The 26,235-nt window shown below is 42.5% G+C and carries 24 protein-coding genes; 12 read left to right on the forward strand and 12 right to left on the reverse strand.

Features of this window, described 5'->3' with window-relative positions; all coding sequences use genetic code 11:
* The first annotated feature begins 124 nt into the window (after nt 1–124).
* Together LX99_RS04055 and LX99_RS04060 are read left to right on the forward strand one after the other, a co-directional pair.
* Nucleotides 125–1,426, forward strand: a complete 1,302-nt coding sequence (locus LX99_RS04055) for a 4Fe-4S dicluster domain-containing protein (RefSeq protein WP_109606605.1) — start codon at nt 125–127, stop codon at nt 1,424–1,426.
* A gap of 60 nt (nt 1,427–1,486) precedes the next feature.
* Nucleotides 1,487–2,290, forward strand: a complete 804-nt coding sequence (locus LX99_RS04060) for a (Fe-S)-binding protein (protein WP_109606607.1) — start codon at nt 1,487–1,489, stop codon at nt 2,288–2,290.
* Here the strand turns inward: LX99_RS04060 and LX99_RS04065 are convergent.
* Entirely contained in the window at nt 2,285–2,767 is a 483-nt protein-coding gene (locus tag LX99_RS04065) for a hypothetical protein (RefSeq protein WP_109606610.1), read from the reverse strand. The genes LX99_RS04060 and LX99_RS04065 overlap by 6 nt on opposite strands.
* A gap of 46 nt (nt 2,768–2,813) precedes the next feature.
* Between LX99_RS04065 and LX99_RS04070 the strand changes: the two genes are divergently transcribed.
* Nucleotides 2,814–3,299: an ABC transporter ATPase gene (locus LX99_RS04070; RefSeq protein WP_109606613.1), complete on the forward strand. Its 486-nt coding sequence runs from the start codon at nt 2,814–2,816 to the stop codon at nt 3,297–3,299.
* 102 nt (nt 3,300–3,401) lie between these two features.
* Here the strand turns inward: LX99_RS04070 and LX99_RS26225 are convergent, their stop codons facing one another.
* Entirely contained in the window at nt 3,402–3,536 is a 135-nt protein-coding gene (locus LX99_RS26225) for a hypothetical protein (RefSeq protein ID WP_281270913.1), read from the reverse strand.
* A gap of 322 nt (nt 3,537–3,858) precedes the next feature.
* Here LX99_RS26225 and LX99_RS04075 point away from each other — a divergent pair, with 322 nt between their 5' ends.
* Nucleotides 3,859–4,257, forward strand: a complete 399-nt coding sequence (locus tag LX99_RS04075; protein ID WP_109606615.1) for an SPW repeat domain-containing protein — start codon at nt 3,859–3,861, stop codon at nt 4,255–4,257.
* A 57-nt stretch (nt 4,258–4,314) separates the two neighbouring features.
* On the opposite strand, the gene LX99_RS04080 is transcribed toward LX99_RS04075, so the two are convergent.
* The 3 genes from LX99_RS04080 to LX99_RS04090 all read right to left on the reverse strand — a co-directional run bounded on the left by LX99_RS04080 (nt 4,315) and on the right by LX99_RS04090 (nt 7,171).
* Nucleotides 4,315–5,001, reverse strand: coding sequence for a PAS domain-containing protein (locus LX99_RS04080; RefSeq protein WP_109606617.1), 687 nt, complete (start codon nt 4,999–5,001; stop codon nt 4,315–4,317).
* A 78-nt stretch (nt 5,002–5,079) separates the two neighbouring features.
* Complete coding sequence (locus tag LX99_RS04085) at nt 5,080–6,336, reverse strand: BamA/TamA family outer membrane protein (protein WP_146203056.1); 1,257 nt, start codon at nt 6,334–6,336, stop codon at nt 5,080–5,082.
* Nucleotides 6,337–6,511: 175 nt separating this feature from the next.
* On the reverse strand, nt 6,512–7,171 hold the full coding sequence (locus tag LX99_RS04090; RefSeq protein WP_109606621.1) for a hypothetical protein: 660 nt from the start codon (nt 7,169–7,171) through the stop codon (nt 6,512–6,514).
* A gap of 892 nt (nt 7,172–8,063) precedes the next feature.
* On the opposite strand from LX99_RS04090, the gene rplM reads away from it, so the two are divergent.
* The 6 genes from rplM (at nt 8,064) to pyrH (ending at nt 12,887) form a co-directional block, all read left to right on the forward strand.
* Nucleotides 8,064–8,501 carry a 50S ribosomal protein L13 gene (gene rplM, locus LX99_RS04100; protein ID WP_022830282.1) on the forward strand — a complete coding sequence of 146 codons (438 nt, stop codon included), beginning with the start codon at nt 8,064–8,066 and terminating at the stop codon, nt 8,499–8,501.
* Nucleotides 8,502–8,526: 25 nt separating this feature from the next.
* Nucleotides 8,527–8,913 carry a 30S ribosomal protein S9 gene (gene rpsI, locus LX99_RS04105; protein ID WP_109606625.1) on the forward strand — a complete coding sequence of 129 codons (387 nt, stop codon included), beginning with the start codon at nt 8,527–8,529 and terminating at the stop codon, nt 8,911–8,913.
* A gap of 18 nt (nt 8,914–8,931) precedes the next feature.
* Entirely contained in the window at nt 8,932–9,771 is an 840-nt protein-coding gene (rpsB, locus tag LX99_RS04110) for a 30S ribosomal protein S2 (protein WP_109606627.1), read from the forward strand.
* Between the two features lie 173 nt (nt 9,772–9,944).
* Complete coding sequence (tsf, locus tag LX99_RS04115) at nt 9,945–10,796, forward strand: translation elongation factor Ts (protein ID WP_109606629.1); 852 nt, start codon at nt 9,945–9,947, stop codon at nt 10,794–10,796.
* A gap of 142 nt (nt 10,797–10,938) precedes the next feature.
* Entirely contained in the window at nt 10,939–12,057 is a 1,119-nt protein-coding gene (gene nagA, locus LX99_RS04120) for an N-acetylglucosamine-6-phosphate deacetylase (protein WP_109606630.1), read from the forward strand.
* A 125-nt stretch (nt 12,058–12,182) separates the two neighbouring features.
* A complete protein-coding gene (gene pyrH / locus LX99_RS04125) occupies nt 12,183–12,887 on the forward strand; it encodes a UMP kinase (RefSeq protein ID WP_022830635.1) in 705 nt (234 codons plus the stop codon).
* A 247-nt stretch (nt 12,888–13,134) separates the two neighbouring features.
* Here pyrH and LX99_RS04130 read toward each other — a convergent pair whose 3' ends face one another.
* The 7 genes from LX99_RS04130 to LX99_RS04160 form a co-directional block, all read right to left on the reverse strand.
* Nucleotides 13,135–15,633 carry a M1 family metallopeptidase gene (locus LX99_RS04130; RefSeq protein ID WP_211318943.1) on the reverse strand — a complete coding sequence of 833 codons (2,499 nt, stop codon included), beginning with the start codon at nt 15,631–15,633 and terminating at the stop codon, nt 13,135–13,137.
* Between the two features lie 229 nt (nt 15,634–15,862).
* Nucleotides 15,863–16,396 (reverse strand): hypothetical protein, encoded by a 534-nt coding sequence (locus LX99_RS04135; protein WP_146203057.1) that lies wholly within the window; start codon nt 16,394–16,396, stop codon nt 15,863–15,865.
* 74 nt (nt 16,397–16,470) lie between these two features.
* Entirely contained in the window at nt 16,471–17,004 is a 534-nt protein-coding gene (locus LX99_RS04140; RefSeq protein ID WP_109606636.1) for a hypothetical protein, read from the reverse strand.
* 99 nt (nt 17,005–17,103) lie between these two features.
* Entirely contained in the window at nt 17,104–17,637 is a 534-nt protein-coding gene (locus LX99_RS04145; RefSeq protein ID WP_109606638.1) for a hypothetical protein, read from the reverse strand.
* Between the two features lie 74 nt (nt 17,638–17,711).
* On the reverse strand, nt 17,712–18,245 hold the full coding sequence (locus LX99_RS04150) for a hypothetical protein (protein WP_109606640.1): 534 nt from the start codon (nt 18,243–18,245) through the stop codon (nt 17,712–17,714).
* Nucleotides 18,246–18,343: 98 nt separating this feature from the next.
* Nucleotides 18,344–18,877: a hypothetical protein gene (locus LX99_RS04155; RefSeq protein WP_109606642.1), complete on the reverse strand. Its 534-nt coding sequence runs from the start codon at nt 18,875–18,877 to the stop codon at nt 18,344–18,346.
* A gap of 14 nt (nt 18,878–18,891) precedes the next feature.
* Nucleotides 18,892–20,550, reverse strand: coding sequence for a hypothetical protein (locus LX99_RS04160; protein ID WP_146203058.1), 1,659 nt, complete (start codon nt 20,548–20,550; stop codon nt 18,892–18,894).
* A gap of 314 nt (nt 20,551–20,864) precedes the next feature.
* Between LX99_RS04160 and LX99_RS04165 the strand changes: the two genes are divergently transcribed.
* Complete coding sequence (locus tag LX99_RS04165; RefSeq protein ID WP_245927839.1) at nt 20,865–23,615, forward strand: ABC transporter permease; 2,751 nt, start codon at nt 20,865–20,867, stop codon at nt 23,613–23,615.
* A 131-nt stretch (nt 23,616–23,746) separates the two neighbouring features.
* Complete coding sequence (locus LX99_RS04170) at nt 23,747–26,176, forward strand: ABC transporter permease (protein ID WP_109606646.1); 2,430 nt, start codon at nt 23,747–23,749, stop codon at nt 26,174–26,176.
* Nucleotides 26,177–26,235: the final 59 nt, after the last annotated feature.

Raw genomic sequence — 26,235 nt, forward strand, 5'->3', positions numbered from 1 at the left:
TTGCCGTTTTTGAAATAACTATTCAGGAAATCAGTTACTTAATTTTCAAATATTTTTTCAATCTCAAAACATTTCGGGCTTTGAACAATTCATTTAACTTTGAACAAGTTACTATGCACGCATAATGATTGCACAATTTATATTCATCATCGTACTTGCCGCAGCCGTTTACCTTTTTAGTAAAAACGTTGCTAAAATCCGGCGCAACATTCTGTTGGGCAGGGATGTAAACCGAAGTGATCAGCCCGCTTTACGGTGGAAAGTGATGGCAAAAGTTGCCCTGGGGCAAACAAAAATGACCAAACGCCCGGTAGCCGCCGTAATGCATTTCTTTATTTACGTAGGTTTTATTATCATCAACCTCGAGGTGCTCGAAATTATGATAGATGGCATTTTCGGCTCGCACCGCATCTTTTCAAATCCGCTGGGTGGGTTGTATGGTTTTTTAATCGGCGCTTTTGAGGTGTTGGCGGTATTGGTACTTGTAGCCTGTGTTGTTTTTTTGTGCAGACGTAATCTGATTCGTTTAAAAAGGTTTTCGGGTACCGAGATGACCCAATGGCCCAAATCCGACGCTAATTATATCCTCATTACCGAGGTACTGCTCATGACGGCCTTCCTCACCATGAATGCTGCCGACTATAAGCTGCAATTGCTGCATTTTGAGCATTATGTTAAAGCGGGAAGTTTCCCGGTTAGCTCGCTGCTTGCACCGGTGCTGCCAAATAATGCTTCGGCATTGGTAATTGTTGAGCGTGTTTGCTGGTGGTTCCATATTATCGGTATTTTGTGTTTTTTAAATTACCTGCCTTATTCCAAACACTTTCATATCCTGCTGGCATTTCCAAATACTTACTATTCCAACCTGAATCCTAAGGGTAAGTTAACCAATATGGCATCTGTAACCACCGAAGTTAAGGCAATGCTTGATCCTTCCTTCGTGCCCGAAACAACCGGCGAACCGGGCAGGTTTGGGGCAAAGGATGTAACCGACCTTACCTGGAAGAACCTGATGGAAGCTTATACCTGTACCGAGTGCGGCAGGTGTACTTCGGTTTGCCCGGCAAATATTACAGGCAAGCTGCTATCGCCCCGCAAAATTATGATGGATACCCGCGACAGGATCACCGAGGTAGGGAATAATATCGATAAACATGGTAAAGATTACCATGACGGTAAAGCGTTGCTTGGTGATTACATCAGCCGTGAAGAGATCTGGGCCTGCACTACCTGTAACGCCTGTACCGAGGCCTGCCCTGTAAATATTAACCCCCTGGAAATCATTACCGAATTGCGCCGATACGCGGTAATGGAAGAATCGCAGGCCCCGGCAAGCCTTAACAACATGTTTGGCAACATAGAGAACAACGGAGCGCCCTGGAAATATAGCCAGGCCGACAGGTTTAACTGGGCGAGCGAACAGTAAGTAGCGGCAGTGGCACTAATCAGTTGGCAGTTTGCTTTGTTTTTTAATTAAAAATCCGAAATGGAAAATCCGAAATCCGAAATAAAGATCCCTACCATGGCCGAAATGGCCGCCGAGGGCAAAGAACCCGAAATTTTGTTTTGGGTGGGATGTGCAGGCAGTTTTGACGAGCGGGCGCGAAAAATAACACGCGATATCTGTAAAATTCTGCATCATGTTGGCATCAGCTACGCGGTGCTGGGCACTGAAGAAGGTTGTACCGGCGATCCGGCTAAACGCGCCGGTAACGAATTTTTATTTCAGATGCAGGCCATGATGACCATCCAGCTGCTGGATGGTTACAATATCAAAAAGATTGTAACCGGCTGTCCGCATTGTTTCAATACCATCAAAAACGAGTATCCCGGTTTAGGCGGTAATTACGAAGTGATTCACCATACGCAGCTCATTCAGCAATTAATAAACGACGGCAAGCTTAAAGCCGAAGGTGGTGAAAGTTTTAAAGGCAAACGTATCACCTATCATGATCCATGCTATTTAGGCAGGGGAAATAACGTTTATGAGGCTCCACGCGCCGCGTTAGAATTTTTGGATACTGAACTAATAGAAATGAAGCGCTGCAAATCAAACGGTTTATGTTGTGGTGCCGGCGGGGCGCAGATGTTTAAAGAGCCCGAGCCAGGCAAAAAGGATATCAACATGGAACGGGTTGCCGATGTAATTGAGGCCAAAGCCCAAGTGGTTGCTGCCGCCTGCCCTTTTTGTATGACAATGCTTACCGATGGCATAAAGCACCAGGATAAACAGCAGGAAATACAGGTGCTGGATATTGCCGAGATCACGGTTAAAGCTAATGGCTTATAAGCCTTTCATTCTAAAATAATTAAAAGCGCTTTTCAGGCTGTCAAACCGGGCGGGGGGCATATTATGCACCGGTAAATTGAGCGAGGTAGCCATCGAATCGAGATCTCCCTCGGGGTCTTCATAGGTTTGTACAATGATATCGTCGGCGCGGGTATTTAATCTGATGGTGCCCAGCGTGTCACTGGGCAGGTATTCAATGCCGGTTAAACGGCCCAGATGGAGCGAAAAATATTCCTGTTTACCCTGTTGATAAGTTTTTCGGATACGGAGAAAATAATCGTTGGTCAGGGTGATCTCCCACTTTTTGAGGCTGAGATCAGTACCGGGCGTAAACGATGTGTTTAGACATTTATTGCTCCAGTTCAGCCATTCCTGTTCGCTCATTTCGGCTTTAAAACCGTAATTTAGCGCACTAAAAGCAATAATCGATGTGATGAACATGGTTTTCCCGGTGGCCGGAATAATTGATGTTTTCATGACAGCTTTCTTATAACCCGAAGTTAATAAATTCATATTTTTGAAAATGATTTTTTCTCCACAGTCAAGAGTTTGGATATACCAGTCGGACAGGAAGTTAACCGATGCCGAGGTAGCCGCCATACAACCCGAACTGGATAAGTTCACAGCCGGATGGACGGCACACAATAACCTGCTGAAGGCTAAAGGTGAAATACGTTACAATCGTTTTTTTGTTTTAATAGTTGATGAAAGCCAGGCCGGTGCCAGTGGCTGCTCTATTGATAAGTCGGTTCATTTTATGCAGCAGGTTCAGCAGCACCTGGGGATTAATTTGTTCGACAGGTTTAACCTGGCCTACCGCGAAGGCAATGAAGTACTCTCATTGCCGCGTGATGGGTTTGAAGAGCTGCTGAAAAATGGCAGTATCAATAAGGACACCATTGTGTACAATAACCTGGTGCAAAACCTTGCCGAACTGGAAAGCAAATGGGAAGTGCCTTTTAAGGATAGCTGGCATATCCAGCTGTTTAGGGATGTAGTAACAGCCTGAGCAGGAGGTTAAAGCACCGAAAGGGGAAATTACACAAATCCGTGGTATGGATAAGTGTAACTTGTGAAGATAGATATCCCCTGTGTTTCGGATACAAATCGTTTACTTCTTTTTTACCGGAGTAACAATAGGTTTTACAACATCTTTTTTGCCCGACTGGTAATCGGAAGGCGCTTTTTTACTGCCTTCTGCTGCTGGTTTCTTTTTCTCTTTGGTAGCATGTTTTTCTTTGCTCATGATTTTTAAATTATTGTTTGATTAAATTGAACATTAATGATATTTGCAGTAATCGGATAGGTAATAAGGGGTGTTTCGCCGGAGTTTTGTAATGCCGGGCTTTGAGCGGTTAAGCGGAGCCCTTAATTTAAAATGTGTACTTAGTACATATTATTAAGGGTTTTGGATAAATGTACGCTTTTTTAACCGGGCATCCTTATTAATACAAAATTTATATTCTATGCGTAATTAAAATAGGCTGGTTCCGGTCAAATTATTACCTTTGACACAATTTTTGATAAGAATTATTTATTACAGATACTTAATAACAATAAGCTAAAACATGAAAGGCTTCATTTCAACCAAAACTTACGGATTTTTAAACTACGTTGTAGCCCTGTTAATGATTTCATCGCTGTGGACTTTTGGTACACTGAAAGTTGGCGGCGCCGCTTTGTTCCTGCCTTTACTGATGGGCTGGCTGCAACTGATCCAGGCTATTTTCGCTAAAAACGAAATGGGCTTTATCAAACAATTCCCGATGGTAATGCACAACGTTGGTGATGTAATTATGGGCTCGTTCCTGTTTTGCTCGCCATGGGTTTATGGTTTCCATGATAAAATGGTTGCCCCGCAACTAATTTTCGGCGCATACCTGGTATTGGTAGGTTGCTTTACCAAAGGTTCGCCTTTTATCAATCCTCAACATGAAGAGGATTTTGGTGTAAGCCACAACGCTTAATTACCGGTAGTAAAATAAAACAGAAAGAGGCGCCCTGCACGGAGCGCCTCTTTCTGTTTACATCCCCTCTGCTTTCGCCTGCTCTTCTTCACGTTGGTTACGCATAATTTTGGTAAAACCACGATGGTTGTTCCCTTCGTCAAGCAACGGGAAAACAAGCCCGCTTCCCCAAAAGCGGCTTTTATTTTTCCTTACATGGTAGCGTTCATCAACCGCGCGGCCTTCGCTCAGCGCTTTTTTTAATTCAAGGTCAGGCTTGCCTTCTGCTATATCTTCGTCGGTAAAAAATATCCGTGCGTTTAAACCTAAAACTTCTGGTTCGGTATAGCCTAACAATTTTTGCGCGCCTGTATTCCAGCTGTTAATATCACCGTTTTTGTTGGTGGTTATCACCGCATAATCTTCCAGGCTATCCAGCACCTGCCTGAAAAACTCTTCACTCATCCTAAAATAGGTGTCATTAAAAATATCAGCTTCGGTTATGCTATGGTCAAACGTATGGTATTCGATATAAACATTGGCGCCGTCAACACCGCATGCAAGCTGCATTGGTTCGCGGGTAATGTGGTAAAACGTTTCAAAATTCGGCGGTAATTTATCCAGATCTGGCTTTTGTTTAACAGGTGTCAGGGTAATATCAACCGTATCGGCGGTTAATTGGTTTATGCCGGTATTAACCAGCATATAATTGTACCCCTTTTCAATAAGGTCGCCAAGCAGTTGAGAAGTTAGCGGTGTGCGCATAGGTATTATAGTTTGTAAGGTTAAATACCAATCAGCACAAAAATGACACCAGTTGTAAACACAGGCGAAAATCCGGGTTTAAAATACCTCATTTAAACCTAAAAAGAAACCGCTTGAGCCATAGGTTCCCCTGCCGTAGTCAATGCATAAATTTGATCGGGTGTATTTATTAAACAACAGCCGCAAGCCCGCACCTCCGCCCGGCTCCCAGTGCCTGAACAACTTAATGCGCTGTTGGTTGTTGGCTGTTTCGGCATTGATAAATGCCACCCCGCTAAGTAGTTTATTGGCAGTAAGCGGAAAACGGTATTCGGCCTCGTTGTAAACAAACGACATGCCTTTAAAACGCCCGATAATGAAAGCCCGGCCAATGCGCCCGTAAGCATCGCTGCCGGTTCCGGGAAGCTCGAGGTATGGGAGCGCGCCGCTGATCAGGTAGTTAGACCAGTGCCAAATGGCAAACACGTGTTCGGGGTTGGTTTTTGAAAGGCTCCAGTATTTTCTGAACTCTAACTTAACCTGCATGGCATCGCGGTTGCTGCCCAGCCAGGTTTGGTTGCTGCGGAAAACAATATCTGCATAAATGCCCCTAAATGCGCGGTTAGGCTGATCGCGGGTATTGAACTGGAAGTTAAACAGCAGGCCATTAGCCTGGTAAGATGTAATAGGGAAACCATTGCGGATGCTGTAACGGTAGTTATGCGTTTTACTAATGGGGATGTCTTTACGGTCGTCATCAATATGGCTATAGTAATTAAAGCTCAGCCCCGCGCCAACATAAATACTGTTGGCCAGTTTGCGGTAAATGCGTTCGTTGGCTTTAATGTATACATAGCGGATGGGAAAGGCATCGGGGTTGTTTTCGAAATGGGTATTGTTCATGAAAAAATTCCCTTCGCCAAAGCTGCGCTTGCCTGTGCCGAGGCCATTATCCATGGCAACGGTTTTACCTATCTGCACGGTGCCCTGCAGGTTCCATTTGTTTTGAGCAGAGAAAGCGTTTTGCTTAAACTCAAAGGTCGAAAGTCCGCCGGTTGACAAGTAAAACCCTGCATTGATAACCGATAGGGTGGTAGTTGCCGGATCGCCAAAATACTTACCCCCCGAAGAAATTACCCCGGCAGCGAAGCCCACACTTGGATTATAAGCCGCGGATGGCAATACCGACCAGAAAGTACGGTTTTGAACCGGCACGGAGGGGTTGGCGGGTTTACTGCTTTTACCGCTAAATATGGATGCAAGTATGGTGTTGGCATCTAATTGAGATTTCAGCGAATCGGCGGGATCGGCCAAGGTTTGGGCAAAGGCATTATAACCGCATAACGATGCGAACAAAAGGGAGATTATAAGCCGGTAAACAGCGGGAGCCAATCAGCAATAGTTTATAATGTTACAGCTAATATAGTATTATATCATCCGAATGTAAAAAATTTATTACAAAATAAAAGGTGCCACCCATATAGGCGCACCTTTATTAAAGAGCCTACTCAACGGCTCCCGCAGATGCAAACTATTTAATAGTATAGCTGATCAACTCCGATTTGGTAAGCTGTTTAGTTGGCGTTTTGGCATTGATAAGAATTACGCCGATGCCCTTGGCTATATAAAAATCCTGTACCAACTGGGTTTGATAATTAGCGCCTACTTTGATCTGCAGCTCGATAGTGCTGTGAATAACGTTATTGTAAGTTTTGCCCAGTACTACCTTCGAGATCCCTTTTTCGGCAATGGTGGTTTTTAGCCGGCCCTGTGCCGAGCTTTTGCCTTCGCCAATGGTGATATCTTTACTCCAGCTGGTTCCGGCGGCTACATTGTCATTCAGGTATTCAATTTCCATGGTTTCCCCGGTTTCGCCGTCTTCCTGCAGGCTGGTGTACAGGTGGTTTTCAAAAGCCAAATAGGCTTTATCGCTATCGCCGCTGTTAAGTGTATTGATCACATGATAAGTTTTAGCGCCTATTTTTTTGGTTTCGGCGCTCATGGTGTTGGTTGTCGTATCAATATCCTGCCCATCGGTAAACGTATTGGTGTTTTTGTATTTCCAGGTAGAATTGGCGGTGATAGGCTGGTAGGTATCTCCACCGTTATTGTTGGGTTTGTTATCTTCTTTTTTGCAGGCACCAAAAAATAAAGTAACAATTGTGGTTAAGGTTAAAAGTGATCTTTTCATTTCTGTAATAAAATTGTAAGGCCAATGCGGCTGGTTTTAAGGTAAATATTTAATGTATCGCAGCATCCGGGGCGCCTCCGCTTGCTGCATTTTGGAGACATTAACGAGTAAAAAATCTGTTACGTTACAATGAGTTGTGAATATTGTTTGGAAGGCTGAGAGATTTTGGTGTATTTATAAACTTAGTTTAAGAAGGCGATAGTGCACTTTTGCCAATAGTCATATTGCTGGCTTTTAGTTAATTGTAAAATAGGTGTTTTAACTTTTGATGTTTGCTGGTTTAAAAAGAAAAAGTAGCCGCAAAATTTTTCAAAAAAAGATGTTAAAAATAGGGAGTAGCTTAAAATAGCTATAAGTTGTGTTAGGGATAGGAGCGGATCCCGGCCCTGAGCTTAAGGCATGCAGGCGTATGAGCGTATAGCCAGGGCCGGAGGCAACACCATTATTCAGTTGGCAGTGTTGAGTGGGCAGTTTGCAGTTGATTTTTGCTTTTGGGGATTACACCGATTGGTTTTTGATTACACCGATTTTGAACCGTTGAGGTTTTTTGATTTAGTTAATTTCGCTGATTTTTTTGTTTGAACCGGGATTTGGGGAGATTAAGTGATTCGCAGGATTTTTTCAATCACAAGCTATGCAAAATGCAATCTCTTCTTAAGTTTCCAATTCTGAAAATTTTATAATTCTGTAAATTCTGATTCAGACAAAAGAGAGACGTAATGAAATCCCCCATCCCCCACCCCCAATCCCGGTTCAGACAAACAATCCCCCATCCCAAACCCCATCTCACAATTTCCTCAAAATCTATTTGCTAATAAGATAATTAACCCTATCTTTGCAGTCCCGAAAATACGGGGTATAATAAACGTTTAAACAATTTAATTTAAAGCAAGTGAATACGTTAAGTTACAAAACTGTCTCAGCCAACAAAAAAACCGTTAACAAACAATGGGTTGTTGTTGACGCGGAGGGCGAGATTTTGGGGCGCTTGTCTACAAAGATCGCAATGATCATTCGTGGAAAAAACAAGCCTGATTTTACCCCAAACGTAGACTGCGGTGATAACGTGATTGTTATCAATGCAGACAAGGTGAAACTGACCGGTAACAAACTGAGCGACAAGGTTTATGTTCGTTACACTGGTTATCCAGGCGGTCAGCGTTTTATTTCTCCTAAGGAGTTATTGGCGAAACATCCAACCCGCATCATCGAGAAAGCGGTACGTGGTATGTTACCTAAAAATCGTTTGGGTAAAGCATTATTCGGCAATTTGCATGTATATGCAGGTGCTGAGCATCCTCATGCAGCGCAAAACCCGACAGCCATTTAATTTTTAATTTTTAAGGAGAAAAAAAATGCCAACAACTAACACTTCAGGCAGAAGAAAAACAGCCGTTGCCCGCATCTACCTTACAGAAGGAAATGGCGCGATCATCGTTAACGGTAAAGATTACAAAGAGTATTTCCCTACTTTGCCATTACAATACATTGTTACCCAAAGCACAGAGGTATCTGGCAGCACCGGTAAATATGATGTTAAAGTAAATGTTGCAGGTGGTGGTGTAAAAGGACAGGCAGAAGCCGTTCGTTTAGCTATCGCTAAAGCTATTGTTGAACTTGATGCTGAAAAGAAACCGGCATTACGTGCCAAAGGCTTAATGACCCGCGACGACCGTATGGTTGAGCGTAAAAAACCAGGTCGCAGGAAAGCACGTAAGAGATTCCAATTCAGTAAACGTTAATCACAGGAGGACAACAAAATGGCAAGAACAACTTATCAGGATTTACTGGACGCTGGTGTACACTTTGGTCACCTTACCCGCAAATGGGATCCGAAAATGTCGCAGTACATTTTCATGGAACGTAACGGTATCCACATTATCGATTTAAATAAAACCTTAACCAAGGTTGAAGAAGCTGCTGCAGCTATAAAACAAATTGTAAAATCAGGCCGTAAGGTATTATTCGTAGCTACGAAGAAACAAGCGAAAGATATCGTTGCTGATTATGCAAAAAGCGTAAACATGCCATACATCACCGAGCGTTGGTTGGGTGGTATGTTAACCAACTTTACTACCGTACGTAAGTCGATCAAAAAGATGTCTAACATCGATAAACTGACTAAAGACGGTACTTACAGCAACCTTTCTAAAAAAGAGCGCCTGATGATTCAGCGTGAGCGTGTTAAATTGGAAACCCTTTTAGGTGGTATCTCTGATCTGAACCGTTTACCGGCTGCATTGTTCCTGATCGACGTTAAGAAAGAGCACATCGCGGTTTCTGAAGCATTGAAGCTGAATATCCCAACCTTTGCAATGGTTGATACCAACTCTGATCCTTCAAACATCGATTTCCCGATCCCTGCGAATGACGATGCTACCAAATCAATCTCTTTGATCACCAGTATCATCATCAAAGCTATCGAAGAAGGTTTAGATGAGCGCAAACGCGAGAAAGAAGACGAAGCTGAAAAAGAAGCAGTAGCTGCAAAAGCTAAAGCTGATGCTCCTGAAAGCAACGAAGGTGGCAAAAGAGCCCGTAAAGTTGCTGAAGTAAGCGCAGAAGCTGAAACAGAAGCTCCATCTGAAACAGAAGAATAATCCCCCTAACCCCCTGAAGGGGGAACAAGGAACAAATATTTAAAGCCTCCCTGATTCCATTAAAAGTATCAGGGAGGATTTTTAATATTAAAAATAGTTGCGGGTTAATAATAGCGTAACACGCTTGCGGTAACTTGTAACCCGATATAAAAAATCTTAAAACTCAAAAAAACATGTCTACAGTACAAATTTCTGCAGCCGACGTAAACAAACTGCGCCAGCAAACCGGTGCCGGTATGATGGATTGCAAAAAAGCATTAACCGAAACTAACGGTGATTTTGAAGCAGCTATCGATTTTTTAAGGAAAAAAGGTGCTAAAGTTGCAGCAAGCCGTCAGGACAGGGAATCAAACGAAGGCGTTGTTATTGCACGTACTTCGGCTGATTTTAAAACCGGTGTTGTAATTGAATTGAATTGCGAAACCGATTTCGTAGCTAAAAACGCTGAGTTCGTAGCTTTTGCCAACCAGATTGCTAATACTGCCGTTGAAGCTAAACCTGCTACAATTGAAGACCTTTTAGCGTTAGAGATCGACGTTGAAACCGGTCGTCAGAAAATATCTGAAGCTATCATCGAAAAAACCGGCAAAATCGGCGAAAAAATCGGTGTCTCTAAATATGAAGTAATTAACGGCGAAAAAGTTGTTGCTTACATCCACGGTAACTTCCGTTTAGGTGTATTGGTAGCACTAAGCACCGATGCTGCCGGCGCTGAAGAAGCAGGTAAAGACGTAGCTATGCAAATTGCAGCTATGAACCCTATCGCTTTAGATAAAGACGGTGTTGATGCTTCGGTAATTGAGCGTGAGCTTGAAATTGCTAAAGAGCAGATCCGTGCAGAAGGCAAACCAGAAGCAATGATTGAAAAAATTGCTGCCGGTAAACTGAACAAATTCTACAAAGACTCGACCCTGTTAAACCAGGAGTTTGTGAAAGATTCATCTAAGAGCGTTTCACAGTTCCTGAACGAGGTTGAAAAAGGCCTTACAGTAACCGCCTTTAAGCGGGTAGCTTTAGGAGCTTAATTATATGGAATCCCCCGATGAAAATCGGGGGATTTTTTTTACCCCACCCAACCGTCCCCGGTAGGGAGGGCTTTGTTATGAAAGTGGACTTTACAATGTAAAATAAATGTCTCCCCTCCCGGGGGAGATTTAGAGGGGGCTTATGATCGCATTACACAACCTCAAACTAATTTCCACCGGCACCATCGCCGAAGGCCAGGCCGTTTTAATCTCTAACGGAACCATCATTGATGTGATCAGCGAAGCCGCCATCCCGACGGATGCTGAAAAGAAAGATCTGAACGGCTCATACCTTGCACCGGGCCTTATCGATCTGCAGATTTATGGCAGCGGAGGTAAGCTATTTGCGGGCACGCCAACGGTAGATGCGCTCGAGCAACTGGAGAACGACCTGTTAAACCAGGGCACTACTGGTGTTTTTGCCACAATAGGTACCAATACCAACGATATTGTTGAAGCAGGTATAGAAGCTGCAAAAATATACCGTGAAAAAGCCAGAGGCGCTTTCTGGGGATTGCACCTGGAAGGGCCATATCTCAATCCTGCCAAAAAAGGCGCGCATCCGGAGAAGTTTATCAAAAAGGCTACGCTTGCCGAGGTGAAAGGTTGGGTTGAAAAGGCTGACGGCGTTATCAAGATGATCACCATTGCGCCGGAGTTACAGGACCAGGAGGTGATTGATTATTTATTTGGGCAGGGTATTATCCTATCATCAGGCCATAGCAATGCCACTTACGCCGAGGGGAAGGCATTTTTAAAGAAACCGGTACAGGCGGTTACCCATTTGTTTAACGCTATGCCGCAAATGCATCACCGTGAACCCGGCTATATCCCGGCTATTTTTGAAGAACGTCCGTATACCAGCATTGTGGCCGACGGCATCCATGTTGATTTTGCCATGATCCGCCTGGCCAAGCGCGAATTAGGCGATAAGCTGTTTTTGATTACCGACGCGGTGACCCAAACTAAAGAAGGCGCCTACCAGCATGAATTGCGGGGCGACAGGTACACCATGCCCGATGGTACATTATCCGGCTCAAACCTTACCATGCTTAAAGCGGTTGAAAACTGCGTTAAAAAGGTTGGAATAGGCCTGGCCGAAGCCGTAAATATGGCTTCATTGTACCCGGCAGAGCTGGCATCGCAAACCAAAAAAGGTGCGATTAAAAAAGGTTTTGATGCCGATATGATTGTGTTTAACACTGATTTTGAAGTGCTTGGAACTATACTTGCAGGCAATTTTTTAACAAAGACAACATAAAATTTTAACACTGAAATTTATTCGCTATTTTTGGCGAACTACTCCCTTATGAACAGAGCTTTGTCAATTCTTGATATAAACAAAAGCAGGTTTCATTCATTTCTATTTTTAACAAATCACACCAAATGAAATACAAAAGGATATTACTGAAACTTTCGGGCGAATCGCTGATGGGCGGCAGGCAATATGGTATTGATAACAACCAGGTATTGCAGTACGCTCACGACATTAAAAACGTTTATGACGCTGGTATTGAAATAGCGGTAGTTGTTGGGGGCGGTAATATATTCAGGGGCCTGAGCGCCGAAAAATCGGGCATGGAGCGTGCACAGGCCGACTATATGGGTATGCTTGCTACCGTAATCAATTGCATGGCCTTGCAAAACGCGCTGGAAAGCATTGGTGTGGAAACCCGCTTGCAATCGGCTATTAAAATGGAACAAATATGCGAACCTTACATCCGCCGCCGTGCTATGCACCATTTGGAAATGGGCAAAATCGTGATTTTTGGCGCAGGTACCGGTAACCCTTATTTTACTACCGATACTGCCGCTTCGTTACGCGCTATTGAAATCAAGGCCGATGTGGTATTAAAAGGTACCCGTGTTGACGGTATTTACACTGCTGATCCGGAGAAAGACCCAACCGCAACCCGCTATGACGAAATTACTTTCCAGGAAGTATATGACAAAGGACTTAACGTAATGGACATGACCGCCATTACCCTTTGCCAGGAAAATAAACTGCCTATCATTGTTTTCGATATGAACAAAGAAGGTAACTTTATGAAGATTGCCAAAGGCGAACACATTGGTACGCTGGTAAAGTAACGCATAACCCCACCCAAACCTCCCGCGGAGTGAGGGCTTTAAAAAAGGAAAATCATAAAAAAGTCTCCCCTTCCGGGGGAGATTTAGAGGGGGCTTAAATAATAGTCTTCTTTAGCACATAAAGCTTTAAGCTTTCGGGTTTATGCTTTCAGCTTAAAAAACATAACCCCGCCCTGCAAATTATTACTAAACAGAAAGGCCGCTCTGGTAACAGATACGGCCTTTCATGTTATATATGCTTAATTAATTATTTGGCGTCATTTACAGCTTTAATGGCTTCATCGGCAACTTTGGCCGAAGCATCGTCTTTCATGGCTGTACGGGCAGCTTTGATAGCTTCCAGCTGGGTAACAACAAATGGTGCAGCACCATATACTTTAAACCTGATACCGGCCTCTTTTAACTGACCAATACCTTGTTGCGCATATTCCGGCTTGTTAACTTTTGCAGTCATATCGGCAAAACCCCTTAAGTTGTTGAATTTTTCCTGGATGCCGGCATCAATAAAATGCTGGTAAACATAGGGCCATTCGGCATCATTACCGTTTGCGGTGTAAAGGTTCATAATAGCGGATGTAAGCGCGCCCCTGTTATCTTTCTCAAGGCCTTTTGCAAGGCTCATAGCTTTAGCCGGATCAAGCAGCGCGATTGCGTTTAAAGCAGCACCCTGCACAGCGTATGATTGGCTTGAAAGCGATTGCGTGAACAGGTTCATGTTGCCGCTTGCTTTCAATTTACCTAAAGCGCTTAAGGCAGCCGCGCGTACCAATGTATTATCATCAGTTTGCGCAAGCGAGGCGAGGATTGGCTGCGCCGGGTTACGGATATCATCTTTAGTGAGGTTCAGGGCTTTGATAGCCTTTATGCGTAGTCCGTAATATTTGTCTTTTAAAGCTGCTATCAGAATTTTTTGTGCTTCCTTGCGGGTTTGGTCAGATGCGGCGGCCTCTATAGCTTCGTAACGGTCGAGGTAATTCGGCGCGTTGAAGTACTGGAATGAAAACTCATCGATGGTTTTGTTATCGGTTTTCTTAGTTAACAGGATCTTGTCCGCGTCAACGTTAACCAGGTCGGGCTTGCCGGCCAGTTGATAGCTAACCGAATCAACTTTGTTATTCATCCAGGCTTTGTAACGCACTTTTTTACCGCCCTGGTACACATCGATAGCCATTGGTAACTTGAAGGTTTGGCCATCCTGGGTTTGTTTCAGGTAAACGGTTTCGGTTTTGGTAGCCTCATCCCATTTATAACTGATATTCAGTATCGGGTGACCGGCACCATAATACCATTGATTGAAGAACCAGTTCAGATCCTGTCCGCTGGCTTCTTCAAAAGCTAAACGCAGTTGCTGGGCTTCGCCGTTTTTAAAGGCGTTGGTTTTAAGGTAAATGTTAAGGCCTTTGTAAAACGCGGCGTTACCTAAATAGTTGCGCAGCATATTCAGGATGCGGCCGCCTTTTTGATAGGTAACGGCATCAAATACTTCCTCTTTATCTGCATAATAAAAACGTACCAGATTTTTGGTATTGGCACCCGGCGAGCGCAGGTACGACTGCATGTCGGTGTAGTTGTGGTCATCACCGGCATCTTTACCGTATTTATGCTCGGCCCAGATGGTTTCGCTGAAGTTGGCGAATGATTCGTTAACGGTTAAGTTGCTCCAGCTTTCGGCGGTTACATAATCGCCAAACCATTGGTGAAATAATTCGTGTACAATGGTGCTTTGGCCGCTGCTGAAATAAGCGTCTAACAGCTCGCGTTTGGTAGCTTGTACGTAATCGCCGTGCAGGGTAGCCGATGTATTTTCCATGGCGCCGCTTACATAATCACGAACAACAATCTGCGAGTATTTAACCCATGGATAATCAACACCTAAAGTTTTTGAATAAAAATCGATCACCTCCGGTGTAAATCCAAATATGTCTTTAGCGTAAGGGGCGTATTTAGGCTCGAGGTAATAGCTTACTTCTTTATCCTTCCATTTGTCTTTATAAATTTTAAAGTCGCCTACAGCCATCATAAACAAATATGGCGAGTGCGGCAGTTCCTGTTTCCAGGTATCGGTGCGGGTGCCATCAGCGTTGGTTTTTTGTGATACCAGTTTACCGTTGGATAGGGTTACGTACTTTGCAGGTACGGTCATGGTAATCTCTTCGGTGGTTTTCTGGCTTGGCTTATCGATGGTAGGGAACCAGCACGATGATGATTCAGTTTCGCCCTGTGTCCAGATCTGTACCGGTTTATCTTTTTCAGTACCGTCGGGGTTGATAAAATATAAACCTTTTGCATCATTAATGGCCGCGCTGCCTTTTACCTTAAGTTCGTTAGGTTTGGCAGTGTAATCAATGTAAATGGTATAATTTTCATTGTTTTGATAAACTTTATCCAGTTTAATAGCTACCGAAAGGCTATCATCATATTTAAATTTCAGCGGTATGTTTTTACCGTTTTTTACTACCGCGACACTTTTCAGGTCCATGCCTTTGGCATCAAGGCGGAGGCTGTCGGTTGGGTAAAAATGAGGTTTCAGCGTAACCCATTCTTTGCCGTACAGGTAACGTTTTTTGTAATCGAACCTAACATCAAGTTTGGTGTGGATCAGGTCGTTTACTTTAGTAGGTACCGCACGGTAAATTTTAAGTTCAGGGTTTTCGGGAGCCGGTGCCTGCTGGGCATAGGCCGTTGCCATTGCAGAAGTGAGCGCGCACGACAGCAAAAGTTTTTTGAGTAGTTTTCGATCAGTCATATATAATTTATAACAACAAGTTTTTCTTTTACAGGCTGTTAAGAATAGTTAATGTTCAAATATACTAATTAACAAGCAAAACGTATTGTGCGTAAATCACCTATGACGCTCGGGAACGGAATATGTTACGGGAATATGTGTTTTTTAATGGTGGTTATAATTTACTGCTGACGTTAGCTTGGTATCAACTGAAAACCAGGCTTTTCTATATCAACGGGAAAAGTATGAATTACTCAATAAACCGGATGCTGTTTAAAATCTCATTTAACAGTGCTGTTGCTTTTTCCTTTTGGTTTTCAGGGTAGTCTATTTCACCTGCTTGCGTAAGTGTTTTTGATTCGTTCTGGTAGTCAAATCTGTATTTCCCTATATGATTTATCGTGTAGCTGATTAATAAAAGCCGGTTTTTGCCAATGTTCTTAATTGCCGAGTTATAGGTGTCATTTCCATAGCTTTTTAAAAAATTGTAAACTTCATCTTGTGATAATTTTTTTCCCGGCAAATCATTGTTAATGAAATCTTTATTAACATTAAAAAGCCCTATGTATATATCGCCTATTTTGTAATTATATGGGATGTCATAAGATTGACTTAGTTTTTTGGATAATTTGATGCCTGGTAAAGCATCGACTTGTTGTTGGTTTAATTTATAAGTACCAGATGGTAGCGTTAATTTTACATTTTCATTAGAATGCATTAATTGGGCTTTGCAGGTTAATGCTCCGGTTGTAGATAATAAAAGTAGGACGAGTGATTTCTTCACGGTTGCTGTAAAGTTTATTTAAAGGCTCAATTTTACAGGATTTTACTTTTATAATGAAGATGCTAAGCGGCCTATTACTCAATAAACCGGATGCTGTTTAAAATCTCATTTAACAGTGCTGTTGCTTTTTCCTCGTCAGTTTTGGGATATTTTATTTCTCCTGCTTGACTGAGCGTTTTTGATTCATTTTGATAAAAGAAATGATAATATCCTGTATCGTGTACAGTATAGCTAATTAATAAAACCTGCTTTTTACCCAGGCTTTTTATTTCCGATTTATAGCTGTTATTACCGTATTTTTTTAAGAAAAGATAACCCTCATCCTGAAATCGCTTTTCTCTCGGCAAATCGTTGTTCATAGAATCTTTATTCACATTAAAAAGACCGATAACGATATCTCCTATTTTGTAATTATAAGGAAAGTAGTAAGGTTGATTTAATTTATTGAATAGTTTAATTCCTGATAAAGCATCAACTTGCTGTTTGGTTAATTTATAAGTTCCGTTGGGTAGAGTTAACTTCACATCTTCAGTACGATGGATTAACTGGGCCTTGCAGGTAATTGTTCCGGTTGTACTTAATAATATTATTACGAGTAATTTTTTCATCCCGTTATTAAAGTTTACAGAATTGCAAAAGCCGCACTGGCTTTGTGAGGCCGCGCTATGGTTAATTGTTTCTGTGGCAAAAAATTATTGCTTTATCCCTCATTCAATAAACTGGATGCTGTTTAAAATCTCATTTAACAGTGCTGTTGCTTTTTCCTTTTGGTTTTCAGGGTAGTCTATTTCACCTGCTTGCGTAAGTGTTTTTGATTCGTTCTGGTAGTCAAATTTATATTTTCCAATGTTATTTATAGTGTAGCTAATGAGCAAAACCCAGTTTTTCCCCATTCTTTTTATTTCCGAATTATAGCTGTTATTTCCGTTGCTTCTTAAAAAAATATACCTTTCATCATGCGAGCTTTTTTTTTCAGGTAAATTATTATTGATAGAATCTTTGTTCACATTAAAAAGGCCTATGTATATATCTCCTATTTTGTAATTATAAGGAAGATAGTAAGACTGGTTTAATTTACTGGATAATTTCATGCCAGGTAAAGCATCAACCTGTTGTTTACTTAATTTATAGGTGCCGTTTGGTAAAGTTAATTTTACATCTTCAGTACGATGGATTAATTGGGCCTTGCAGGTAAATGCTCCGGTTGTAGATAATAAAAGTATGATGAGTGATTTTTTCACGGTTGCTGTAAAGTTTATTTAAAGGCTCAATTTTACAGGATTTTACTTTTATAATAAAGGCGCTAAATTGCTTATTACTCAATAAATTGGATGCTGTTTAAAATTTCATTTAACAGTTTTGTTGCTTTTTCCTGTTGGTCTTTAGGATACTCTATTTCACCGGCCTGTGTAAGTGTTTTTGCTTCGTTCTGATAATTAAATTCATAGTAGCCTATATCATGTACCGTGTACTTAATTAGCAAGACACGATTTTTACCAATGTTTTTTATAATTGAATTATAGCTATTATTCCCATAATTTTTTAAGAAAATATACCTTTCATCATATGAATTTTTCTTTTCAGGTAGGTTATTATTGATAGAATCTTTATTAACTCTAAAAAGGCCTATATATATATCCCCAAATTTGTAATTATAAGGAAGTATATAAGATTGGTTTAATTTGCCGGATAGTTTCATGCCGGGTAAAGCGTCAACTTGCTGTTTGGTTAATTTATAAGTTCCGTTGGGTAGAGTTAACTTCACATCTTCAGTACGATGGATTAACTGGGCCTTGCAGGTAATTGTTCCGGTTGTACTTAAGAAAATTATTACTAGTAATTTTTTCATCCCGTTATTAAAGTTTACAGAATGGCAAAGCCACACTGATTTTGTGAGGTCGCGCTATCATTAATTGTTCCTATGGCAGAAAATTATTGCTTTATCCCTCATTCAATAAACTGGATGCTGTTTAAAATCTCATTTAACAAAGCAGTCGCTTTTTCTTTATCAGCTATGGGATACTCTATCTTTCCTGCCTGCGTAAACGTTTTTGCTTCATTTTGATAATTAAATCGATAGTAGCCTGTATCATTTATAGTATAGCTGATTAACAAAACATGATTTTTACCCATCCTTTTTATAACAGAGTTGTAGCTATTGTTTCCATTGCTTTGTAAGAAAAGATGACCCTCATCCTGGAAGCGTTTTTCCCTTGGTAAGTCGTTGTTCATGGAATCTTTATTCACATTAAAAAGTCCGATGTATAAGGAGCCTAATTGATAATTATAAGGCATTCCACCGGATTGATTTATTTTGTTTGATAGCTTAATGCCGGGTAAAGCGTCAACTTCCTGTTTGGTTAATTTATAAGTTCCTTTGGGTAGAATTAACTTCACATCTTCAGTACTATGGATTAACTGGGCTTTGCAGGTAAATGTTCCTATTGTACTCAGCAAAAGTATAACGAGTGTTTTCTTCATGATATTAATGTATTTTACTTATCAGGGCAGGTTGTTATTGTTAATTTGCCATTTTTATCTATGTCTGTTATGACGTAATTTGTTGAGTTCGAAGGAGACTTATATAAATTTATTGCGCCGCTAAAAATTTCCATTAGTGCTTTGTTGGTTGCTGAGGCTTCGTCTAAATTCATTTTATTCTTGTATTCCGTCGCCTTATTTTGAAATGCCTCTTCATACCCATTTCTATCCTGATTATAATCCAAAAACATTTGGGATAAAATAGCCCAGTTGCTAACGGTAACCGTATAGGTTGTAGTATTAGAAACTATGGTAGCGTACGCGTTATCCCGGTAAAATTTTATGCTACTTGCGCCGGAAGTAACCAGGTCTGGATTGGATAAATGATCTATCAATGAAAAAACATCATTTGGCGATGGCCCTGCCGATTGATGACGATGAACCGAACCAATACTAAAGCCATTAGTACTATTCCAGGTAAAATTAGGCATCCATGAGTTGGTACCATTGGTTGTTATCGGGGTATTCATATACGTATTAGCGCTAAGGCTTGTTAAATTTAAATTTGAGCCATACTCGTTAGTGCCCGGTTTAGCTAAAACGTCGGCATTTCGTTGGGTATTGAAAGCGGTCGCAAATTTTTGCTTGGCCTTTTTCAGCAGTTCACAAGGGTCGGGCGCCGATGGGCACGGCTGCCTTGGCGGATCTACAGAGCAAACCTGTGCTGTGGGCGGCGGCATACCCCCGTCGCCCGGTGGTGGCGGCGGCGGAACATAGTTGGTTTTTAACCGGTTGCCGCCTTCAACAGATTCAACAGCCAGCGGGATGCAGGGTGGGGTAACCGGCGGACCAACATGCATACCCGGAGGGCAGGGTGGTGGTGGCGGAGGGGTATTGCCACCGCTTCCGGATGGGTTGCCATCATCAACATTTACACAGGTAGTTGTTAAATATTCATCGCATTGGTAAACCCCGTCAACATAGTAAACAACATACCAATCGGTACATACCTGTTTTACGGTATTTGCTATCAACCTGCCGGTATTCACATTTTGTACACGTGGTGTTTTATTGGTATCAGTATCCTCCGTGCCGGATGCCATAAGTTGCCCGTTCCGATAGCCGTATCCTCCCAAATAACTTCCGCGTGGCGTAAAATAAAGTATAGTGCCGCTAAAATCGGGGTCATGCTTGCGGTAGGTATTATGATCCAACTTGCTCAGATCATTGTTAATATATGCCGAGTCGGCAATTATAGTTAGTATGTAGGCTTCACGCTTTTTGCCATCGGTCATTAATAAATAATAACTCCTGCTATAGGCCGGGTTACAACGCTTTTTATTAAGTTGATATGACGAACCGAATTTGGCCTCCGGGTCTACGGGCATCTCAATTACACTTTGACCATATCGGTTATACATAACCGGGTGCTGCCAATCTGGTTTTATCCATTGTGATAAGTCGCGGCTTTTACCCGCCGCCTGGTTTTGCAAGCTATTCCCGCTATTGGCAGGGTAAACACTTTCATACCATGATTTTGCATCATTTAACGGTGCCGGTAACCGGGCGGGCTCTTTATTCCCTTTACGGCAACTGTAAATAATTATTGAAAATAAGAGGATGAGAAAAAAAGGAATCTTTAAAATGCTTTTTTTGAAATTGAATTTCATCATGATAAGATATGGTTGTATGTAGTTAAACAAGTAACCGCTTGGTTATTAAATACTACACCTTCTGATTATTGCAATATATGAATATTTTTTATATAAAAATAAATATTAAAAATTAAGGGTCTCATATTAAAACGCGTCTTCGTAACCTGTATGCTAAGCTTACGCCTAAAACCGAACACCCGCTGTACGCTTCCGTACAGTATGAATTAAAAATAAATATTAATTTATTGATTGTTAGTTAATTATATAAGTGGCATTGCTTTTATTACCAAAACAATAGTGTACTGCCTTGATAAACTGAAAACCTTTGAAATATGGACTTAGATGAGCATGTTTGGAACCTGGTTTCGAAAAAGCTGGCCCGCGAAGCTTCGGAGAGCGAACTGCGCGAACTGGATGTTTTGCTGGCCCGAAATCCCGAACTGCATAGTCAGTTAAAGCTTATGTCGAAATGGTGGGATAAGGGAGAGGAAAACCCGGAAACAAACAGTTCCGCGCTCTTTGGCAGGATACAGGATAAAATAAAACAGAAAGAAGAAGCTGCAGCACTGCAACCTTTAAGCATGCGCGGCAGTCATAACAACAATAGTAAATTAAAGCAAACCAAATCGTTTTCAAACCATATAGCCATGCTCAAAAACTACCTCAAAATAGCCTTCAGGCAACTGAAAAAGCAAAAAATGTATACCGCTATCAAAATAGGTGGTTTTGCGTTTAGTATCGCGGCCTGTTTGTTGATTGCCCTTTATATACGCGATGAGTTGAGTTTTGACAAAAGTTACCCCAATGCCGCCAATGTTTACCGTTTGCTTGGGCATTACCATGATGGCACGATAGATGAAAAAGGTGTAGACTGGCCATCTGTAATGGCTAAGGTAATTAAACAGGATTATCCGGAGGTGGAGAGATCAGGCCGTTTAATGCCTAACTCGCTTTTTTGGGGAGCTGGCGCCAATGAGTTAAAACGCGCCGACCAGCCCGATAATACCCACGAAGAAGGTTTTGCCTATGCCGACCAGGGCCTGATTGATATTTTAAACCTTCCCATGGTTTACGGCGACGCCAAACACGCGCTTACCGAACCATTAACCATGGTAATTTCAAAAAGTAAGGCTGAAAAGTATTTTCCAGGCCAAAACCCGGTAGGCAAGGTGATGTACCTTAATAATAATAAAACCAGACCTTTTAAAATAGCCGCGGTGATGCAGGATCTCCCTGCAAATTCGCACCTGCACGATTTTAAGTTTTTCATCACCCTTGCAGGGGTCGAGTTTTGGAATGGTGAGCAGGCCACCTGGGACGCCAATAATTACCACATCTACATGGCGCTTAAGCCCGGCACCAACATAGCGCAGTTTAACAAAAAGGTTAACGAAGGCATCCTGAAAAATTACTTTATCCCCAACATGATACGTAACGGCGATAAGCGGGCGGGCAGCGTGATGAGTATGTTTAATTTAGTGGTTCAGAATGTACAGGATATTAATCTGCGCTCGTATGATGTGCATGATGGCATGTCGCACGGGGATATCCGTTTTGTATGGTTGTTTGGCGCGGTGGCAGGTTTTATTCTGGTGATTGCCTGCATTAATTTTGTTAATCTTTCTACAGCCAAATCGGCCAACAGGGCTAAAGAAGTAGGTTTGCGCAAAGTGGTCGGCTCGCAGCGCAGTGGTTTGATTCAACAGTTTCTCGCTGAATCATTATTATACAGCTTTTTCTCTTTCGTATTAGGCCTGATCCTGGCATGGGCGCTGTTACCATATTTCAATACGCTGGCATCCAAATCGCTTATTATGCCCTGGGCCGCCTGGTGGTTAGTGCCGGTAGTGCTGGTATCCGCGTTTTTAATTGGTATTGTGGCGGGTATCTATCCTGCATTTTATCTCTCGGGCTTTAAACCTGCCGAGGTGCTTAAAGGTAATTTGAGTACCGGAAGCAAAAGTTCAGGCTTGCGGAACGTGCTGGTTGTTTTTCAGTTCGCTACATCTATTATACTGATCATCAGCACGGTGGTAATTTACAACCAGATGCAATACCTGCTTAACAGAAAGGTTGGTTTTGAAAAAGACCAGGTAGTGATGATCCAGGGTACCAACACGCTCGATAACCAGGTGAAGCCCTTTAAAAACGAATTACTCAAACTATCCACCGTTCAAAGCGCGTCCATCAGCGATTTTCTCCCCGTATCAGGCACCAAGCGTAATGGCAACCAATTTTATATTGAGGGAAGGGAAAAAATCGACCCAACTGTTGGCGGCCAGTTTTGGGATGTGGATCATGATTATATTAAAACGCTGGGCATTAAACTGGTAGCGGGCCGCAATTTTATGCCCGATATGAAAACCGATTCGCAGGCAGTGATCATTAACCAGATGATGGCCAACAAACTCGGGCTTAAAAACCCGATAGGGAAGAAGATAGTTAACTATGGACCGGCTAAAACAATCATTGGCGTAGTACAGGATTTTAACTATAACTCGATGCGCGACGGGATTGAGCCGTTGGTGATGCACCTTAGCCCAAGCGAGTCGATAGTATCAGTAAAAATAAAAGCCGGCGATGTAAAAGCCGCGTTGGATCAAATCACTGCCACCTGGAAACAATTCGCGCCGAACCAACCCATCCGTTACACCTTTATGGACGAACGCTTTGCCAGCATGTATGCCGATGTACAACGCATGGGCCGGATTTTTACAAGTTTTGCGGTGCTGGCTATCATTATCGCCTGCCTTGGTTTGTTTGCCTTGGCCGCCTTTATGGCCGAACAGCGCAGCAAGGAAATAGGCATCCGCAAAGTACTTGGCGCAACTATCGGCAACATCACCGCCATGCTCTCCATGAATTTTGTAAAACTGGTATTCGTTGCCATTGTAATAGCCACGCCCATAGCATACTACGCCATGACCAGGTGGCTGCAGGACTTTACCTACCGGGTAACATTAAGCTGGTGGATGTTTGCACTGGCCGGAGCTGCCGCTATTGTGATTGCGCTGGTAACGGTAAGCTATCAAAGCATAAAAGCCGCGTTGATGAACCCGGTAAAGAGTTTGAAAGCGGAATAGTTCTGAATCAGAATTTACAGAATTTAAGAATTCACAGAATGGAAAAACAACGATAGCGACTAATTCTGAAAATCCTCAAATTCTGTAAATTCTGATTCAGACAATTAAAAATCATATAAATCAAATTTTTAATGCTTAAAAGTTATATAAAAACAGCATGGCGGTTTCTGCTGAAAAATAAAACATTCAGCCTTATTAATATCGTAGGATTGGCTACCGGTACATTGTGCTGCCTGTATATTTTGCTTTACGTGCAGGATCAGTATAGTTATGATAAACAGCATAAGGATGTTAAAGACCTGTACCGCATTACAACCACGCTTGAGTTAACCGGCGATAAACACGACGGCGCGGCAAGTTCGCCACCCATTGCTCCGGCTATGAAAAATGATTTTGGCGAAGTGCTACAGTACGCGCGGCTTGTAAATACAGATGGGTTTGGGGCTAAACAGCATTTATTGCGTTATAAGGAAAAGTCGTTTTACCAGCAAAACGCGGTTTATGTGGATTCGACATTTTTCGACATGTTTAACTTTCATTTTGTTAACGGAACGCCTAACAAAGTTTTGTCTGATCCTTATACCATTGTACTGTTAAAGCCGGTTGCTGATAAACTTTTTGGCGCCGAAGACCCTGTTGGTAAAATGATCTCGATAGATAATTCATTCGGGAAGCATAATTTCAAGGTAACCGGGGTTATTAACGAAAGTGCCGGTCAGTCGCATATAAAGGCCAGCCTGTTTATGGCGATGAACAGCGGTGGCCTTGGCGAGTATGTGCGGAAAAACACTGCCTGGGCAGGCAACAACTTTTTATACGCTTATGTAAAACTCCGTCCGGGTGCCAGTGCCGCTGCGCTGGAAAAAAAGCTGCCTGATTTTTTGAATAAATACGGTGCCGATCAATTAAAGGCCATCGGCATGAAAAAGGCCCTGCACCTGCAATCTGTAACCAGTGTACATACTACGCCCGGCCATGAGCATGAGCTTACCAAAACGCTCGATCCATCATTTTTATATATCATGATACTGGTTGCTGTGTTGATCCAGGTGGTTGCCTGTATTAATTTCATGAACCTCTCAACCGCGCGCGCTTCAAAACGCGCTAAGGAAGTAGGCGTGCGTAAAGTGATTGGCGCCGGTCAGGGTGATTTGATGAAGCAGTTCCTGGGCGAATCGTTCATGCTTACGCTGATGGGCGTAGCTATTGCGCTGCCGCTGTTGGTATTGCTGATGCCTTATTTAAACCGGGTAACTCATGCCGACATCAGCTTAACATTTTTCAGCAATTATAAGCTTTGGATAATGCTGGCAGGCATGGTGCTGGTTACCGGCTTAATTGCAGGTAGTTACCCGGCCTTTTATCTTTCGGCATTTAAAGCTATTAAAGTGATTAAAGGCAATTTTACCAATCATATTTCGGCAGGCGGGATCCGTAAATCATTAGTGGTATTCCAGTTCTGGCTATCCATTATATTGATATCCGGCGTTATTATTATATACAGCCAGCTCAACTTTGTAAAAAATAAGGACCTGGGTTTTGATCAGAATCAAAAACTGATCTTTAATTTTCATACGGCCACCACACAGGCTAAAATGAAAGATTTTGCCAATGATCTGAGAGCATTGGCCGAAGTGAAAACCGTAAGCAATGCCGATAACTACCTCAGCCAGTTTGTACCGCACGATCATGGCGTTTACACAGCCGGGGGCAATATGACTACTGCTACCGACGCGCAAAATATCAATACTGATGAGTTTTTTGCCAAAGCCAACGGAATTAAGATTATTGCCGGCCGCGATTTCAGGATAGGCGATAGCAGCCGCGTGCTCATCAACGAAACATTATGCAAACGTTTGGGCCTGAACCCGCAAACTGCGCCGGGAACAAGGCTGTACACCCAATACGCTCCCGACCCGGTATCCTTTGTTGAAGTGGCCGGCGTAATGCGGGATTTTAATTACAACTCGCTGCACATGCAGGTAAGACCCTTTATGCTGGTTTACCAAAAAAATCCTCAGTACTTTAATGTGATGGTGGTATCTGCAGATAGTAAAAACTATAAATCGCTGCTCGGCAAAATAGAAACCCTGTGGCAAAAAGATATAGCCGACACGCCATTTGAATACTCGTTTTTAGATACCGAGGTACAAAAACAGTACGAAACCGAGGTTACCCTGTCGCAGATTATCAATGCCTTTACGCTGATGGCGATAGTGATATCGTGCCTGGGCTTGTTTGGTTTGGCCGCATTCAGCGCCGAACAACGGAGTAAAGAGATTGGGGTACGCAAAGTGCTTGGAGCGAGTGTAACCGGGATAGTGCAGCTATTATCGAAAGATTTTGTAAAGCTTGTTTTGATAGCCCTGGTAATAGCTACGCCCATCGCATGGTGGGGCATGAGCAAATGGCTGCAGGCCTTTGAATACCGGATATCTATAAGCTGGTGGATGTTTGCGCTGGCCGGTACGCTCGCTATGATAATTGCCTTGGTAACAGTAAGCAGCCAGGCTGTTAAAGCAGCCCGGGCGAACCCGGTGAAAAGCCTTAAGGCAGAATAATATCTTAATCAGAATTTACAGAATTTGAAAATTGGCAGAATAAAAAGGCAACAGCAGCG

This window comes from Mucilaginibacter oryzae (genome assembly GCF_003148845.1).
In the GTDB taxonomy this organism is placed as follows: Bacteria; Bacteroidota; Bacteroidia; order Sphingobacteriales; family Sphingobacteriaceae; genus Mucilaginibacter; species Mucilaginibacter oryzae.

What these genes read in the sequence shown, in the direction of transcription:
- LX99_RS04055 (WP_109606605.1), top strand. Translation starts at nt 125, where the DNA reads ATGATTGCACAATTTATATTCATCATCGTACTTGCCGCAGCCGTTTAC.
- LX99_RS04060 (WP_109606607.1), top strand. Translation starts at nt 1,487, where the DNA reads ATGGAAAATCCGAAATCCGAAATAAAGATCCCTACCATGGCCGAAATG.
- LX99_RS04065 (WP_109606610.1), bottom strand. Translation starts at nt 2,767, where the DNA reads ATGAAAACATCAATTATTCCGGCCACCGGGAAAACCATGTTCATCACA.
- LX99_RS04070 (WP_109606613.1), top strand. Translation starts at nt 2,814, where the DNA reads ATGATTTTTTCTCCACAGTCAAGAGTTTGGATATACCAGTCGGACAGG.
- LX99_RS26225 (WP_281270913.1), bottom strand. Translation starts at nt 3,536, where the DNA reads ATGAGCAAAGAAAAACATGCTACCAAAGAGAAAAAGAAACCAGCAGCA.
- LX99_RS04075 (WP_109606615.1), top strand. Translation starts at nt 3,859, where the DNA reads ATGAAAGGCTTCATTTCAACCAAAACTTACGGATTTTTAAACTACGTT.
- LX99_RS04080 (WP_109606617.1), bottom strand. Translation starts at nt 5,001, where the DNA reads ATGCGCACACCGCTAACTTCTCAACTGCTTGGCGACCTTATTGAAAAG.
- LX99_RS04090 (WP_109606621.1), bottom strand. Translation starts at nt 7,171, where the DNA reads ATGAAAAGATCACTTTTAACCTTAACCACAATTGTTACTTTATTTTTT.
- rpsI (WP_109606625.1), top strand. Translation starts at nt 8,527, where the DNA reads ATGCCAACAACTAACACTTCAGGCAGAAGAAAAACAGCCGTTGCCCGC.
- rpsB (WP_109606627.1), top strand. Translation starts at nt 8,932, where the DNA reads ATGGCAAGAACAACTTATCAGGATTTACTGGACGCTGGTGTACACTTT.
- tsf (WP_109606629.1), top strand. Translation starts at nt 9,945, where the DNA reads ATGTCTACAGTACAAATTTCTGCAGCCGACGTAAACAAACTGCGCCAG.
- nagA (WP_109606630.1), top strand. Translation starts at nt 10,939, where the DNA reads ATGATCGCATTACACAACCTCAAACTAATTTCCACCGGCACCATCGCC.
- pyrH (WP_022830635.1), top strand. Translation starts at nt 12,183, where the DNA reads ATGAAATACAAAAGGATATTACTGAAACTTTCGGGCGAATCGCTGATG.
- LX99_RS04130 (WP_211318943.1), bottom strand. Translation starts at nt 15,633, where the DNA reads ATGACTGATCGAAAACTACTCAAAAAACTTTTGCTGTCGTGCGCGCTC.
- LX99_RS04140 (WP_109606636.1), bottom strand. Translation starts at nt 17,004, where the DNA reads ATGAAAAAATTACTCGTAATAATATTATTAAGTACAACCGGAACAATT.
- LX99_RS04150 (WP_109606640.1), bottom strand. Translation starts at nt 18,245, where the DNA reads ATGAAAAAATTACTAGTAATAATTTTCTTAAGTACAACCGGAACAATT.
- LX99_RS04155 (WP_109606642.1), bottom strand. Translation starts at nt 18,877, where the DNA reads ATGAAGAAAACACTCGTTATACTTTTGCTGAGTACAATAGGAACATTT.
- LX99_RS04160 (WP_146203058.1), bottom strand. Translation starts at nt 20,550, where the DNA reads ATGATGAAATTCAATTTCAAAAAAAGCATTTTAAAGATTCCTTTTTTT.
- LX99_RS04165 (WP_245927839.1), top strand. Translation starts at nt 20,865, where the DNA reads ATGGACTTAGATGAGCATGTTTGGAACCTGGTTTCGAAAAAGCTGGCC.
- LX99_RS04170 (WP_109606646.1), top strand. Translation starts at nt 23,747, where the DNA reads ATGCTTAAAAGTTATATAAAAACAGCATGGCGGTTTCTGCTGAAAAAT.